The following is a 14,747-nucleotide window of genomic DNA, read 5'->3' as shown; positions in this document are numbered from 1 at the left end:
CTCAAGCTTTTTTAGCATAATGTCATGCATTTACGGATAAGTCTTAGGTAATCGCTAGCGTTCCGTCATTAAGGCAGCGCAATAATCCGGTAATCGCCGCCGATGAGCGGCTTGCACAGAATCTTGTAGCCATCGCTGTCAAAGTGGCTGGCCGCGCTCTGCAGCAACTCCGCCTGCGCCAGGCTGTTGACCGATCCCAGATAAAACCAATTGTGGATAACATGGTACTGCCGCAGCGCCTCGCCCTGCTCCTCCAGCGCCACGCGCCCGGCGAACGGCCAACAGGCGATGCGCAACTGTTCAAGCGCCGCGCTGAGCCGCAGAGCATGTTCCTGCGCCGACTCCACGCCACAGCAGGCGCCGGCGCACTTGCGCAGGCTGTAACGGAAACAGGCTCGCCCGGCGGGCAGCTTGTCGATCCCCAGCTTGCCGTAACACAATCGATGCTCGTCAGCGATGGCGCGCAGCTTTTCCAACGCGGCGTGGCGATTGGCGAACAGCCCGTAGAGATCGGGCGTGACGGCGAAATCAATCTCTTTGGCATGCGCTATCGTCACGTTCCCCGCCAGCAAACGCAGCGCACACAGCTGCTTCGAACGCCGCAGGCGTTTGTTGAACAGCGGCTGCTGCTGCTTGATCAGCTGCGCCTCCAGCAGCAACGCCCCCAATTCGCCGGCGGTCTCGATAAAGCTGATGCGCCGGGTTTGACGCAGCATTTTAGCCTCGTCCTGCGCGCGAAAATGCGCCATCACCCGGCTGCGTACGTTGACGCTTTTGCCGATGTAAAGCGGCAGGCTTTCGCTCTGGCCATGGAACACATACACGCCCGGCCCCTTGGGCAACGACGCCAGGCAAGCGCGCAGGTGCTCCGGGTATTGGTAAATATCGAGCTCAGGCTCGAGGCGGTTCGGCATCATGGCGGCGGTGTCATCCTGCTGATGAATGAATACTGGTTTTTTACCCAGTATAACGCCCATCGCCGTCGGTTGCACACCCAACGGATAGTAACTCACCGTGATCTTTAGCGAGAAAGCCTTTACTATCCCCTTTCCAGCGGGAAAGCGCCTGACGTTTAGCGCCAGTTCAAGCTGGCGCTGCCATGATGGCAGACTGGAACCGCCGCTTTTATCGTTATGGAAAACCTGGGTATGCCATCACTGAAACTCTCCTCCCGCCGCCTGGCGTTGGTCGCCGTCATCGTTTTCATCGCCGTCGCTGTCGCGTTGGCCATCTATTGGCAACGCCCGCCGCAACAGGATTACGTTACCGCACCGGCCCGGCTGGGCGATATCGAAAACGCCGTGCTGGCCACCGGGCGGCTGGACGCCGTCGAACGCGTCAACGTCGGTGCGCGAGTCTCCGGCGAGGTCAAATCGCTGAAGGTCAAACTGGGCGATCGCGTCACCAAAGGCCAGCCGATCGCCGACATCGACGATCTGCAACAGCGCAACGATCTGCGCAACGCCGAAGCGGCGCTAAACGTGATCAAAGCCGAGCTGCAGGCCAAACAGGCGCAGCTGAAACAGGCGGAATCGCGTTTCAAACGCCAACGCCGCATGCTGAGCGACGAAGCCAGCTCGCGTGAAGACTTCGAAACCGCCGAAACCGCGCTCGCCACCACCCGCGCCGAACAGCTTTCGCTCAATGCGCGCCTGGTACAGGCGCAGATTGACGTCGACAAGAAAAAGATCGATCTGGGCTATACCCGCGTGGTCGCGCCGATGGACGGCATCGTCATCGCCGTGGTCACGCAACAGGGGCAAACGGTCAACTCCAGCCAAAGCGCGCCGACCATCGTCAAGCTGGCGCGGCTGGATATGATGACTATCAAGGCGCAGATCTCCGAAGCCGACATCACCCGCATTTCGCCAGGGCAAAAGGCGTACTTCACGATTTTCTCCGATCCGGATAAACGCTACGACGCCACGCTGCGCACCATCGAACTGGCGCCGGAATCGGTGATGAAAGACGATTCGCTCGCCGGCACCAGCTCCGCGTCCGGCTCCGGCACCTCGAATGCGTCGGTCTATTACAACGCGCTGTTGGACGTACCTAACCCGGAAAATCGCCTGCGCATCGCCATGACCGCGCAGGTTTCCTTGCTGCTCGGCGAAGCGAAGAACGCCCTGCTGGTGCCGATCCAGGCGGTGCATAAAACCGAAGGGAAAGTGCAGCAGGTACAGGTGCTGACCCAAGACCAGCGGCTGGAAACGCGCGAAGTGACCACCGGCATCACCAACAACGTCGACATTCAGATCCTCAGCGGTCTGAAAGCCGGTGAGGCCGTGGTGCTGTCGCAGCCTGCCGCCAAATCGGCTGAGGATGGCTTCTTCCTGTGAACGCGATCATCGAGCTAAAAGGCATCAGCCGAACCTACACCAACGGCGGCCAGGCGTTGACGGTGTTGAAAGACATCGATCTGACCATCGCCGCCGGCGAACTGGTGGCGATCATCGGCGCCTCCGGTTCCGGCAAATCGACGCTGATGAACATCATGGGCTGTCTCGACGTGCCGGATCGCGGCGACTACTACATCAGCGGCCAGAACGCCGCCCATCTGTCGCCTGACGAATTGGCCCGCTTGCGCCGCGAGCATATCGGCTTCATCTTCCAGCGCTATCACCTGATGCCCGATCTCAGCGCGTTGGGCAACGTCGAAATTCCGGCCATCTACGCTAACGCCCGGCGCGATCAGCGGCGGCAGCGAGCGGCGCAGCTGCTCGCGCGGTTGGGTCTGGAGGGACGCGAGGATCACAAGCCCGGCCAGCTTTCCGGCGGCCAGCAGCAGCGCGTCAGCATCGCGCGCTCGCTGATCAACGGCGGCGAAATTATCCTGGCGGACGAACCGACCGGCGCGCTGGACACCCAATCCGGCCAGGAAGTGCTGGCGATCCTCAGTGAACTGAATCAGCGCGGCCACACCGTGGTGATCGTCACCCACGACATGAAAGTGGCGCAACATGCCCACCGCGTCATCGAACTGCGAGACGGCGAAATCATCGCTGACAGCGGCCGCCAGTCAGCGCCCGGTCCTTCGCTGCCGTCGCCGAACCGCAGCCGGCAAAGCGGCTGGCAAAGTCTTATCGACCGCACCCGCGAATCGCTGCATATGGCGCTGAAGGCGATGAATGCCCACCGCCTGCGCACCGCGCTGACCATGACCGGCATCATCTTCGGCATCGCCGCCGTGGTCACGGTCGTCGCGCTGGGCGAAGGCGCCAAGCAACGCACGCTGGAGAATATCAAAGGGCTCGGCACCAACGTGGTGAGCATCTATCCGGGGCGCGACTTCTTCGACGACGCCATCGACAGCATCCGCACCCTGGTGCCGGCCGACGCCGACGCCCTGGCGCAGCAAAGCTTCGTCGACAGCGTCAGCCCGGAAGTCAGCGCGTCCGACAGCATCCGTTTTCGCAGCAAATCCGCCACCGCGTCAATCACCGGCGTCGGGCGCGACTATTTCCGCGTCAACGGCATCACGCTGGTGCAAGGCACCACCTTCCGCGACGATCGCAACGCGCTGCAGGAAGTGATCATCGACGACAACGCGCGCCAGGCGCTGTTCGGCGACTTCGGCGTCGAGCCGCTCGGCCAGATCGTGTTTCTCGGCTCGGTGCCGGCGCGAGTGGTCGGCGTCGCCAAAAGCGAGCGCAACTACGCGCCCAACCGCATCAGCGTTTGGATGCCCTACAGTACGGTGATGTACCGCATGGTCGGCAAAACCACGCTCAGCGGCATCACCGTGCGGCTGAAGGATGACGTCGCCAGCGACGCCGCCGTCAGCGCCATCACGCAGTTGCTGACCCAGCGCCACGGCGTCAAGGATTTCATGACCTTCAACCGCGATCAGTTCCGTAAGTCGATCGAGCGCACCTCGATGACGCTCAGCCTGCTGATCCTGATGGTAGCCTCGATCTCGCTGGTGATCGGCAGCCTCGGCGTGATGAACATCATGTTGGTTTCGGTGACCGAACGCACCCACGAAATCGGCGTGCGCATGGCGGTCGGCGCGCGGCGCAGCGACATCATGCAACAGTTCATGATCGAAGCGGTGCTGGTCTGTCTGATCGGCGGCGCATTGGGTATTGCGCTGTCGCTCGCCGCCGGGTCGCTGTTCACCTCGCTGGCGGGCGGCATGTTCACCGCCATCTATTCCTGGCAGGCTGCCGCAACGGCGTTTTTCTGTTCAACCTTAATCGGCATGATCTTCGGTTATCTCCCCGCACGCAAAGCGGCAAGGATGGATCCGGTCGTTTCATTGGCCAGCGAGTAACCCATGAAAATTTTATCCCCCCTGGCGCTAAGCCTCGCCGCCCTGCTCACCGCCGGCTGCGGCAATGCCCTGAAAAGCGACTACCAGGCACCGCAGGTCAACTACCCGGCGGGCTGGCAGCACGCGGCAGACAATGCCGCGCCGACGCCGTTCGACTGGCGTGATTTCCACGATCCCGAGCTTGATCGTTGGCTGCAACAGGTGATGGCGAGCAACAACGATTTGGCCCTCGCCGTGCTGCGCGTTTACCGCGCGCGGCTCGAAGCGGAACGCGTCGGCATCAGCACCGCGCCTAGCGTCAGCGCTTCGTTGACGAGCGGCATCAATCGCCCGCTGTCCGAATCCTCCGCCTGGAACAAAACCAGCGGCGCCTCTCTCTCTACGAGCTATGAAGTCGATCTGTGGGGCAAACTGGCGCGCCAGCGCGACGCCGCCGAGTGGGCCAGCCAGGCTTCCGAGCAGGATCTGCAGACGGCGCGCCTGACGCTGCTGGCCGACGCGGCCACCAATTACTGGCGCATCGGCTTCCTCAATCAGCAGATCGACGTCAGCCGGGCGAGCATCGCCTACGCCAAAGAAACCCTGCGGCTGGCCAACGCCCGCTACCGCGCCGGCAGCATCTCGGCGCTGGACGTGGTGAACGCGGAGCAAAGCTTGCTGACGCAGGAAAGCCGGCTGCTGGCATTGCAGCACGAACGCCAACAGGCGCTGAATGAACAGGCGGTGCTGCTGGGTGCGCCTTCAGGCCAGGCCACTATCGCCCCCGCACGTCTGCCGACGGCGGCGATGCCGCAGATCAACACCGGCATTCCCGCCAGCGTCTTGAGCCGCCGCCCGGACCTCAGCGCTAAAGAGCTGCGGTTGCGCGCCGCGCTGGCCAACGTCGACGAGAAACGGCTGCAATACTATCCCGCGTTCAGCCTGACCGGCTCGCTGGGTGCCAGCAGCAGTGCGCTACTGGAGTTCCTGCGCAACCCGACAGGCAGCCTCGGCGCCAGTCTGACGCTGCCGTTCCTGCAATGGCGGCAAATGGGCGTGGATATCAAGATCGCCCGCAACGACTATGAACAGCAGGTTCTGGCGTTCAAGCAGGCGCTGTACAAAGCGATGGGCGACGTGAACAACGCACTGTCATTGCGTACGCAGCTGCTGGCGCAGGAGACGCAGTTGCGGGCTTCATTGGCGCTGGCGCGCAAATCGGAGCGGCTGAACGAGGTGCGCTACCGACAGGGCGCCGTCACCATTACCGACTGGCTCAACGCTCAGGAGCAACGTCGTCAGGCGGAACTGGCGGTAGACGAAAACCGCTTCGCGCAGTACCAGAATCTGGCGAAAATCTATCTGGAATTCGGCGGTTCGTCGGCGCCATAATCCAACCGGCCCGGCCATCGGGCCGGGCCTTTTTTGACGGCAAACACATCAATTTTTCCTGTTTTATCTCTCGCTTTCTCTATACTTGAAGCATCGTCAATCAGACGAAAAATCGCCAAATCGCGCAATTATTAGACCAATCTCGCACCAAATCGGTGCAAACACTTAAGTTAAACTGCTGGATTTGATCGCCGCAAGATATAACGTTAAGCTATAGATGCAAAATAATTAGTCACCTAAATGACATAACATCGGCATAAGCGAGGTTATTTTGCGATCCACATCACAACTTAAATGTGGATAATGGATCGTCTTGAATCGCGATTCGATTAGCCGATTTGATAACTCAAAAACAACAGTGAACGGAGATTACGCTTTCACGAACAACGAATAATTCATTAAGGGATGATTATATGAAGTTAAGAAAAAAACGACATAAACCGATGCACATTAACGACATCACCATCATCGATGACAGCAAACTCAAGAAGGCGATCACCGCGGCGGCCCTGGGCAACGCGATGGAGTGGTTCGACTTCGGCGTATACGGCTTTGTCGCCTATGCGCTTGGCCAGGTCTTCTTCCCCGGCGCCTCTCCCGGCGTACAAATGATCGCCGCGCTGGCGACCTTCTCCGTGCCCTTCCTGGTGCGTCCGCTCGGTGGTCTGTTCTTCGGCGCCATGGGCGACAAGTTCGGCCGGCAAAAAGTTCTCTCGGTCACCATTATCATCATGGCGGTCAGCACCTTCTGTATCGGCCTGATCCCGTCCTATGCGTCGATCGGCATCTGGGCGCCGATCCTGCTGCTGCTGGCCAAGCTGGCTCAGGGCTTCTCCGTCGGCGGTGAATACTCCGGTGCGGCGATCTTCGTCGCCGAGTACTCGCCGGACCGCAAACGCGGCTTTATGGGCAGCTGGCTGGACTTCGGCTCCATCGCCGGCTTTGTGATGGGTGCCGGCGTGGTGGTGCTGATCTCCAGCATCGTCGGTGAAGCCAACTTCCTCGACTGGGGCTGGCGTATCCCGTTCTTCATCGCCGCACCGCTGGGCCTGATCGGTCTCTATCTGCGCCATGCGCTGGAAGAAACCCCGGCGTTCCAGCAGCACGTGGACAAGATGGAGAAAGAGGACCGCAACGCCATCGAAAATCCGCCGAAAACCTCGTTCAAAGAGATCGCGGCCAAACATTGGAAAAGTTTGCTGGTGTGTGTCGGTATCGTGATCTCCACCAACGTGACCTATTACATGCTGCTGACCTACATGCCGAGCTACCTGTCGCATAACCTGCACTACTCGGAAGATCACGGCGTTCTGATCATTATCGCCATCATGATCGGCATGCTGTTCGTGCAGCCGGTGATCGGCCTGACCAGCGACCGCATCGGCCGCAAGCCGTTCATTATCGGCGGCAGTATCGGCCTGTTGGCGCTGGCGATCCCGTGCTTCATTCTGATCAACAGCAACGTGATTGGCCTGATCTTCGTCGGCCTGCTGGTGCTGGCGGTGCTGCTCAACTCCTTCACCGGGGTGATGGCGTCCATTCTGCCGGCGATGTTCCCAACGCACATCCGCTACAGCGCGCTGGCGATTTCGTTCAACATTTCGGTGCTGATCGCCGGTGCAACGCCAACCGCCGCCGCCTGGCTGGTGGAGGCGACCGGCAACCTGTACATGCCGGCCTACTACCTGATGGTTGTGGCGGTGATCGGTCTTATCACCGGTCTGTACATGAAAGAAACTGCTAACAAGCCACTACGCGGCGCGACGCCGGCGGCATCTGACCGTACCGAAGCGAAAGAGCTGCTGCAGGAGACCTACGACAACATCGAACAGAAAGTCGAGGACATCAACGCGCAGATCGCCGAACTGGAAAAGAAAAAGCAGATCCTGATCGACCAGCATCCCAAGCTGGACTGATCGGCGCTGAAAGGCAAAAGCCACCCGCTTGGGTGGCTTTTTTACATGGGTTTCACGCGAAACAATGCGCAGCGCATTTTATGACAATCAGGATTGATGATACGCTTTGAACCACACTCTTTATTGATGAAGCACCTGATCATGAGCAAGATGGATCTTCCCGTCATCATTGGCATCCTGGTTATGCTAACCCTGTGGCTCGGCGCACTGTTCAACATCGGCGATATCACCTTCACCATTTCTCGTCTGTTTCACTGGATTGAAAGCCAACGAGGATAGCCTGCGTACGCGGCAACACGGGCGATGAGCAAACATCGACTATGATTGAAAGACGTTACCGTCATTTTCCGAGACTGTCGCTCGCGATAAAGAGGACCGCATCATGACCGACTATGTATTCTACAATCAGATCCTGACCCGGCTAGCCGCCAATCACCCCGGCACGCTGGATGAAAAAACCTACGAGCTGTGGAAGCAAGACGCCACCAGCCCGCACGCCTTCGCCGATCCCTTCGCCTATCTCAAAACCAAGGGGCTGATACAGGCCTATGTAATGAGCGATATCGACGAGAACAACTATGACATCGATCCGCATCAAACGCGGATCACCGCCGCTGGTCTCGAGTTCATTCGCAACGGTGGTTTCAAATAAGGTCGATGGTCACCAATAAAAAACCGCCGGACGGCGGTTTTTTATTTCGGGCAGCATGCTGGCCGGGTCAGGCGGGGAAAGGCCGATAAAAAATACGCAGCACTTCGTTGTCGCCCTGGCGTAAAAAGCCGCCTTCCGGCTGCCAGCGCAGATCGCGCGCCAGGTTGAGATTTTCCCAGCCGACCGCGCCGCCCACGCCGATGCAAAGATTTTTATTGCCTGCGGCAAAGCCCGCACCGGTTCCGATCATCGCATGCAGCAAACGGGGAGCCACCGCGTCGCGCAGGGAGAATATGCCGATAAAGCAGCCCTGCGGAGCGCGCAGCATCTCTGCACTGGTGCGGATCTCGGTATCTTCCGGGCTGACGAAATGTTTGTATTGTTTATCGAATACCGTCAGCCACAGCTGCTTATATTTCGCCTTGCTGAGCGCCCCGGAGCGATAGGCGCAAAGCACGACCGCATCCCAACATATCTCCCCGCTCAACGAGAAGTATTCATCCGTATTTGCCTGCGGCTGAGCCGCGTAATGTCTTGCGAATTCGGCCGCATTCAGATGCGGCGGCACAGCCTGTTTGGCAACCTCACTCTTGTAACGCTTGAAATTCAACCAATGCATGGGAAGCATCCTCTTCGCCTGTCGGATGAGTCAATCCACAACGGTGGATCAAACGAGCCATCAAATCCAGAGCGTCGTCGGCGATAGCGGTTTCCTCATCATTCAACCCCTGCGCCACCGACCGCTCGATGGCGCCCATGACTGTCGGCGCGCTGGTTTCTTCCCCCTGCGCCACCACGTCCAATACGGCCCTGCCGATCGCCAGACAAAGCTCATGATCAAACTCAACCTCTTTATGCGGCTGCATACTCACTCCGATAAAATTTTTACCCAAGAATACTAGACCACAATGACGCATCGCGCCCGCCATTGCGCCACCGCGTTATATGCAGCCGAAGAGAAAGGCATCAGGCCCCGGATGGTTAATCCCGGGCCTGATAAGCGACAGGTTATTGCGGCGCTTGCCCGGTAGGGCGAATGATAAAGCAAGTGGCGGTTGCCGAAGCCAGCAGCTTCCCTTCCGTCGTTTTAAGCGTGCCTTCAGCGAACGCGACATTCTTCGATGTGTAGACCAGGCGCCCCTCGGCGATCAGATCAATTCCCTTCGGCACAGGGCGCAACATTTTAACCTGCAGATCGACAGTGCCATAGCCAATCCCCGCAGCCAGCGTGCTGTGCACCGCGCAACCGGTCACCGAATCCAGAACCGTGGCGGCGAAGCCGCCATGAACGCCTCCCAGCGGATTCAGGTGACGTTCGTCAGCCCGCGCCACGATGCGGATATAGCCCTCTTCAACCGCATCCGGTTTCATGGGCACCGTTTCAGCGATTGAAGCCGGTGGGATCTTGCCGGCCATCGCAGCCTGTAATAACGCCAATCCCGTCATTTTGGTCGGATCCATAGTTTTCTCCTCTGGTGGTAAACCCGTCATATAGGAGAGGTCTGACCTGTTGACTTGCTTTTTCGTGCTGATGACGTCAGTCAGCCGCGTTTCCGATGTTCAAATGTGACCGCTATCACTCTTTAGGGTTAATAACCACAATTTATTCATGACTATAGATTTAAAACAACTTTCTGCTGTAAGCGCCGCCGGAAACTGAACGCAGTTAAGTTCAACATTATTAAGGCGCATCTATCATGGATTTCTTTCTGCAATTAGCGGTTATATTGGCATGCCTGCTGTATGGGGCGCGTAAGGGCGGCATCGCGCTGGGGTTGCTGGGCGGTATCGGTTTGATGATTCTGGTGTTCGGCTTTCACCTGCAGCCCGGCAAACCGCCGGTAGACGTGATGCTGGTGATCATTGCGGTGGTGGCGGCTTCCGCCACCCTGCAGGCCTCGGGCGGATTGGACGTCATGCTGCAAATAGCCGAACGGATGCTGCGGCGTAACCCGCGCTATGTTTCGATCATTGCACCGTTCGTCACCTGCATTCTCACTATCCTGTGCGGCACCGGGCATGTGGTGTACACCATCTTGCCTATCATCTATGACGTGGCGATCAAAAATAATATCCGCCCGGAACGGCCGATGGCCGCCAGTTCGATCGGCGCGCAGATGGGCATTATCGCCAGCCCGGTCTCGGTGGCGGTGGTCTCACTGGTGGCGATGCTCAGCAGCTACACCTTTAATGGCCGCCATCTGGAATTCCTCGATCTGCTGTCGATCACCATTCCCTCAACCCTGTGCGGCATTCTGGCGATCGGCATCTTCAGCTGGTTCCGCGGCAAAGACCTGGACAAAGATCCCGAGTTCCAAAAATTTATCTCAGTGCCGGAGAACCATCGCTACGTCTATGGCGACGCCGCCACCCTGCTGGATCGGGTGCTGCCGCGCAGCAACTGGATCGCCATGTGGATCTTCCTCGCCACCATCGCATTGGTGGCGGTGCTGGGAGCCTTTTCCGACCTGCGGCCCAACTTCGGCGGCAAACCGCTCTCCATGGTCCTGGTGATCCAGATGTGTATGCTGATGGCCGGGGCGCTGATCGTTATCATCACCCGCACCAATCCGGCGTCGATCTCTAAAAATGAAGTGTTCCGTTCCGGCATGATCGCCATCGTGGCGGTGTATGGCGTCGCCTGGATGGCAGAAACCATGTTTGGCGCCCATCTGGCGCAGATAGAGGCCACGCTGGGCGTGCTGGTGAAAGAGTACCCCTGGGCCTATGCGCTGATCCTGCTGCTGGTGTCGAAGTTCGTCAATTCACAGGCCGCCGCACTGGCGGCGCTGGTGCCGGTCGCGCTGGCGATCGGCGTCAACCCGGCCTATATCGTCGCTTCAGCGCCGGCCTGCTACGGCTATTACATTCTGCCGACCTACCCCAGCGATCTGGCGGCGATCCAATTTGACCGCTCCGGCACCACCCGCATCGGCCGCTTCGTGATCAACCACAGCTTTATTCTGCCCGGCCTGATCGGCGTCAGCGTCTCCTGCGTCTTCGGCTGGATCCTCGCCGCAGCGTTCGGTTTCTTATGAGTTGTACTTCGGAGCCCTGCGGGGCTCCGTGCAGGCAGGGTGGCAGCACGACAAGAAAGGATGCAGGTATAATACGAATTTCAGGCACAAAAAAACCGCCTCTCGGCGGTCTACGACATTACTACTTATTGCTTTGATTATTCGGTATTTTTATTCCCTGGTACCCGGGGCGGGACTTGAACCCGCACAGCCATAAGCCGAGGGATTTTAAATCCCTTGTGTCTACCGATTTCACCACCCGGGCTCGGGAAAGTTGGAGGCGCGTTCCGGAGTCGAACCGGACTGGACGGATTTGCAATCCGCTACATAACCGCTTTGTTAACGCGCCTTTATTCTGTTTGCCTTTTCAGGCTAAAGCCGGTGAATCACCCGCTTCGTTTTATTCTTTTGGTCTGCGATGCTGAAACCGCTTAACCTAATCATCTGATTCTCAAGCGATTTGTTTCGTTACCGCCGAATCGATGGACTGCATTATGGACTAAACCCCCTACCTTGGCAACCCCTCGAAATAGCAAAAAGTTCTCTAACGCTTTCAACTGCTTATTTTGTGGGCGCACTGTTCACAATGCCGACGCAAAGGCAAGCGGAATGTTGATTTTATATGCATCGGCTCAGAAGTTCACGAGCAAATCGGCGATTTTTTCTCGTTCAGACTGTTGGGGAGCTTGTTTATTGCCATGGCGTACCGGGCAAAATATCCTGGTTAGAGGCTGCTCGCAATCTCCTGCGCCACCATAAAAAACCGGTGATTATCCCCGGCAAAACCGCAATCGCGCCAAAAATGCGCTGTTCGACATTCAGCAAACCGGGTGCAACGGCGGACAGCAGCGCGCATAACAGCAGAAACCATCGCAACCGGCTGATGCCAGGATGGGCGATGCCGACGATAGCCCCCACCAAGCATGCCGGCAAAAAACCAATCGCATAAGAAAAAGCCCCGATAAACCCCACCATGCCCAGCATGTCTCCGGCGTCGAAACGGCCCATTTCCGCCAGTTCGCCGCTGCCGAACGTCATCAGCAGCAACATGATAACGCCCCCTAACGGCGGTGCAATCAGACCGAAAAATAACATGCATGCCGCCGCCGTCCTCACCAGATGCCTTATAGCACCGGATTCCATACCGCCTCCTATGCGCGGCCCCAAGATACCGACAGTAATAGTGAATGGGTAGACTGCCGTGTAAAAGGTGGCTCCGCGCCATTCAATTGGATTTCTTCGATGCTTTTTTCTTGGGTACCGGCAACTGAGCGTAAGTCACAGAGACTAATTGGGAAAGCCAGGCGCTATCCTGCCAGCGCTCTTCAGGGATCAGAAAGCAAGGCTTTGCGCCAGGATAAGGCGCCGCCTCTAAACCTTCGTTCAGGAGCGTTTTGCCGCCCGCTGTCGGTTTGATAAACAATCGATCATCGCAGACCAACGCGACCAGTTTCTCGCCGCAATAAATGCCATACTCACCGAACATCTTCTTTGCCGAAACCGTATCCGACACAGAAATATTGCCGATGATAAATTCTACCGTACTCGGTTTTGAGGCCATCGGGCTCCCTTCTTTCTATAGTGGTCCATCGCCAACAGCGGCAGCGCCCCGTGGACGCTCTTTCTCATACCGACATAACGCTTCACTTTGCCGATAGCCCTGCGATCAATCGCGGCCAAAGCACAGCGTGGCTGCGCCTGAACATGTTGATATGCCCTATCGCCCGACCATCAGTCTCCGCCGGCTGCAGCAAGTGAACCCTATGCCGCGCATTGGGCAATAGCCGCAGCCAGTCTGCAATACTGCACGGCGTTACCAACACGTCATCGGCTGCGGCAACCACGGTGATCGGTGCCTGAAACGCTTCATAATAATGACGTTGGATTTCCGTACCAAATGAGTTTTCCACGTAGCCTGGCCGCCGACACCAAGCGGCCCATTGCCGTGCGACGCCGGCGGGCAGATCCTCTCCCCACCCCAACCATTTTGCCGGCGCGTAGCCGAGCAACCGTACCGAAAGCGGGATATAGCCCCACATCAAGCCTATCGCCGTCGCCCTGAACGGCCAACGGATATTGCCGATATAGCCGGAGGAGGCGGAGACCGCCGTCAGGCTGCGTACCGCTTGGTGGTTAGGCATCAACCCCGCCAGCTGAGCGCCGGCGCTATGACCGATCACATGCGCCTGTTGCGCTGCGGTTTTCGCCAGCAGCCAGTTCAGCGCCGCCGGCATATCCCGTTCACCCCAATCCTGCTTGCGGGCTTTAGAGTGTCGGACATGCGATTCCACCAGAGAAGCACCGATGCCCCGGTAGTCGAATACCATAACCGGGTGCCCCTGCCCGCTCAGCCACTGCGCGAAGGCATAATAAAGCCCTTGCTTAACGCCGGTGGCGGGGCAAATCAGCACCGGCGTTTTATTACCGCATGGGGCAGGAAAATAGCTGCCGCTCAGCGCATAGCCGTCCGCTGCGATAAAATGGATCGTTTCATACGCCGCGTGAGTTTCTTCCTGCATGCCCCTGCTCCCGGCATAGCCAAAATTCCGCCGCTCATTCTTTCACCGTTTAACGGGCGCAGCCAGCAGTATGAAGATAGCGGGAGAGATAACGTGAGGAGGGTCAATAATCGATATGGGAAATTGAAGAAAGGTTTAGCGAACGGCGCTAAAAAAGAAAACGAAAAAGGGGCCGAAGCCCCTTTTCGCTTGCCTGTCGAATCACTGGGATTCAACAGGCCAATATTTGGAGCGGGAAACGAGGCTCGAACTCGCGACCTCAACCTTGGCAAGGTTGCGCTCTACCAACTGAGCTATTCCCGCATTACCAGAACTGACTGATTTCTTTGCTATCTTTCGGCAATTCATCGTTGTCGTCTGATGCGATGCATTCTACTTACCTGACGTGATGAGTCAATAAAATTGTTGGCCCATCACGATCGTTTGCCGCTTTTTGCAGCGTATCGATCACGGTTCCAGCAGATCGTTGCGCGCTGCGTTCAAATATTGGAACATCGACCAGAAAGTCAGCACCGCCGCGATATACAGCAAACCGAACGCCACATACTCGACGGAACGATCCGGGCGCCACAGCAAGCCCACCAGCGACATCATCTGCGCCATGGTTTTCACTTTGCCGATCCAGGATACCGCCACGCTGCTGCGTTTGCCGATCTCCGCCATCCACTCGCGCAGCGACGAAATGATGATTTCACGGGCGATCATGGTCGCCGCCGGCAGCGTGATCCACCAGCTGTGGTAGTGCTCCGCCACCAGCACCAGCGCCACCGCCACCATGACTTTGTCCGCGACCGGATCCAGGAACGCCCCGAAGCGCGTCGTTTGTTTCCAGCGGCGTGCCAGAAAGCCGTCAAACCAGTCGGTGACAGCGGCAAACACAAAGATAACGGCGCATACCATCGGAGCCCAGCTGAACGGCAGATAAAACGCCAGCACAAAGAATGGGATCAGAACTACGCGAAACAGGGTAAGCCAAGTCGGTATATTCAATTGCATAAT

At 58.0% G+C, this 14,747-nt stretch carries 15 protein-coding genes and 3 tRNA genes; 7 read left to right on the top strand and 11 right to left on the bottom strand.

All coding sequences use genetic code 11. From position 1 onward, the window contains the following. Nucleotides 1-68: 68 nt before the first annotated feature. Nucleotides 69-917, bottom strand: a complete 849-nt coding sequence (gene cho, locus AAIE04_RS05000) for an excinuclease Cho (RefSeq protein ID WP_498576639.1) — start codon at nt 915-917, stop codon at nt 69-71. A gap of 231 nt (nt 918-1,148) precedes the next feature. Between cho and etsA the strand changes: the two genes are divergently transcribed. The 6 genes from etsA (at nt 1,149) to AAIE04_RS04970 (ending at nt 8,212) form a co-directional block, all read left to right on the top strand. Beyond that, nucleotides 1,149-2,339, top strand: coding sequence for a macrolide efflux RND transporter periplasmic adaptor subunit EtsA (etsA, locus tag AAIE04_RS04995; protein ID WP_462933309.1), 1,191 nt, complete (start codon nt 1,149-1,151; stop codon nt 2,337-2,339). Continuing rightward, on the top strand, nt 2,336-4,273 hold the full coding sequence (locus AAIE04_RS04990; protein ID WP_498576603.1) for a MacB family efflux pump subunit: 1,938 nt from the start codon (nt 2,336-2,338) through the stop codon (nt 4,271-4,273). The genes etsA and AAIE04_RS04990 overlap by 4 nt, the downstream gene beginning before the upstream one ends. Nucleotides 4,274-4,276: 3 nt before the next feature. Continuing rightward, nucleotides 4,277-5,644 (top strand): macrolide efflux RND transporter outer membrane subunit EtsC, encoded by a 1,368-nt coding sequence (gene etsC / locus AAIE04_RS04985; protein ID WP_498057017.1) that lies wholly within the window; start codon nt 4,277-4,279, stop codon nt 5,642-5,644. A gap of 413 nt (nt 5,645-6,057) precedes the next feature. Beyond that, complete coding sequence (gene proP / locus AAIE04_RS04980) at nt 6,058-7,560, top strand: glycine betaine/L-proline transporter ProP (protein WP_004927916.1); 1,503 nt, start codon at nt 6,058-6,060, stop codon at nt 7,558-7,560. 141 nt (nt 7,561-7,701) lie between these two features. Then, complete coding sequence (locus tag AAIE04_RS04975; protein WP_162215441.1) at nt 7,702-7,839, top strand: hypothetical protein; 138 nt, start codon at nt 7,702-7,704, stop codon at nt 7,837-7,839. Between the two features lie 103 nt (nt 7,840-7,942). After that, a complete protein-coding gene (locus AAIE04_RS04970; protein WP_019455885.1) occupies nt 7,943-8,212 on the top strand; it encodes a hypothetical protein in 270 nt (89 codons plus the stop codon). A 67-nt stretch (nt 8,213-8,279) separates the two neighbouring features. Here the strand turns inward: AAIE04_RS04970 and AAIE04_RS04965 are convergent, their stop codons facing one another. From AAIE04_RS04965 to AAIE04_RS04955, 3 genes are all read right to left on the bottom strand, one after another. Next, nucleotides 8,280-8,831 (bottom strand): hypothetical protein, encoded by a 552-nt coding sequence (locus AAIE04_RS04965; protein WP_197667461.1) that lies wholly within the window; start codon nt 8,829-8,831, stop codon nt 8,280-8,282. Next, nucleotides 8,797-9,078, bottom strand: coding sequence for a hypothetical protein (locus tag AAIE04_RS04960; RefSeq protein WP_025159958.1), 282 nt, complete (start codon nt 9,076-9,078; stop codon nt 8,797-8,799). The genes AAIE04_RS04965 and AAIE04_RS04960 overlap by 35 nt, the downstream gene beginning before the upstream one ends. Nucleotides 9,079-9,220: 142 nt before the next feature. Then, entirely contained in the window at nt 9,221-9,673 is a 453-nt protein-coding gene (locus AAIE04_RS04955; protein ID WP_019455888.1) for a PaaI family thioesterase, read from the bottom strand. A gap of 236 nt (nt 9,674-9,909) precedes the next feature. On the opposite strand from AAIE04_RS04955, the gene AAIE04_RS04950 reads away from it, so the two are divergent. Next, nucleotides 9,910-11,250, top strand: coding sequence for an anaerobic C4-dicarboxylate transporter (locus tag AAIE04_RS04950; protein ID WP_019455908.1), 1,341 nt, complete (start codon nt 9,910-9,912; stop codon nt 11,248-11,250). A gap of 158 nt (nt 11,251-11,408) precedes the next feature. On the opposite strand, the gene AAIE04_RS04945 is transcribed toward AAIE04_RS04950, so the two are convergent. From AAIE04_RS04945 to pgsA, 7 genes are all read right to left on the bottom strand, one after another. After that, nucleotides 11,409-11,494: transfer RNA gene (locus AAIE04_RS04945), tRNA-Leu, on the bottom strand. Nucleotides 11,495-11,504: 10 nt separating this feature from the next. After that, nucleotides 11,505-11,578: transfer RNA gene (locus tag AAIE04_RS04940), tRNA-Cys, on the bottom strand. A 341-nt stretch (nt 11,579-11,919) separates the two neighbouring features. Beyond that, nucleotides 11,920-12,372, bottom strand: a complete 453-nt coding sequence (locus AAIE04_RS04935; protein ID WP_019456471.1) for a hypothetical protein — start codon at nt 12,370-12,372, stop codon at nt 11,920-11,922. Between the two features lie 82 nt (nt 12,373-12,454). Then, nucleotides 12,455-12,790, bottom strand: coding sequence for a TfoX/Sxy family protein (locus tag AAIE04_RS04930; RefSeq protein WP_498576602.1), 336 nt, complete (start codon nt 12,788-12,790; stop codon nt 12,455-12,457). Nucleotides 12,791-12,872: 82 nt separating this feature from the next. Next, the gene (locus AAIE04_RS04925; protein ID WP_498576601.1) at nt 12,873-13,748 is read right to left on the bottom strand and encodes an alpha/beta hydrolase family protein; all 876 of its coding nucleotides are present in this window, start codon (nt 13,746-13,748) and stop codon (nt 12,873-12,875) included. Nucleotides 13,749-13,975: 227 nt separating this feature from the next. After that, a tRNA-Gly gene (locus AAIE04_RS04920) sits at nt 13,976-14,051 on the bottom strand. A gap of 144 nt (nt 14,052-14,195) precedes the next feature. Next, nucleotides 14,196-14,744, bottom strand: a complete 549-nt coding sequence (gene pgsA / locus AAIE04_RS04915) for a CDP-diacylglycerol--glycerol-3-phosphate 3-phosphatidyltransferase (RefSeq protein WP_025160331.1) — start codon at nt 14,742-14,744, stop codon at nt 14,196-14,198. Between the last annotated feature and the right edge of the window lie 3 nt (nt 14,745-14,747).

The sequence above is a fragment of the Serratia sp. Ae19-1 genome, assembly GCF_059801225.1.
This window is presented reverse-complemented; position numbering and strand designations above follow the sequence as displayed.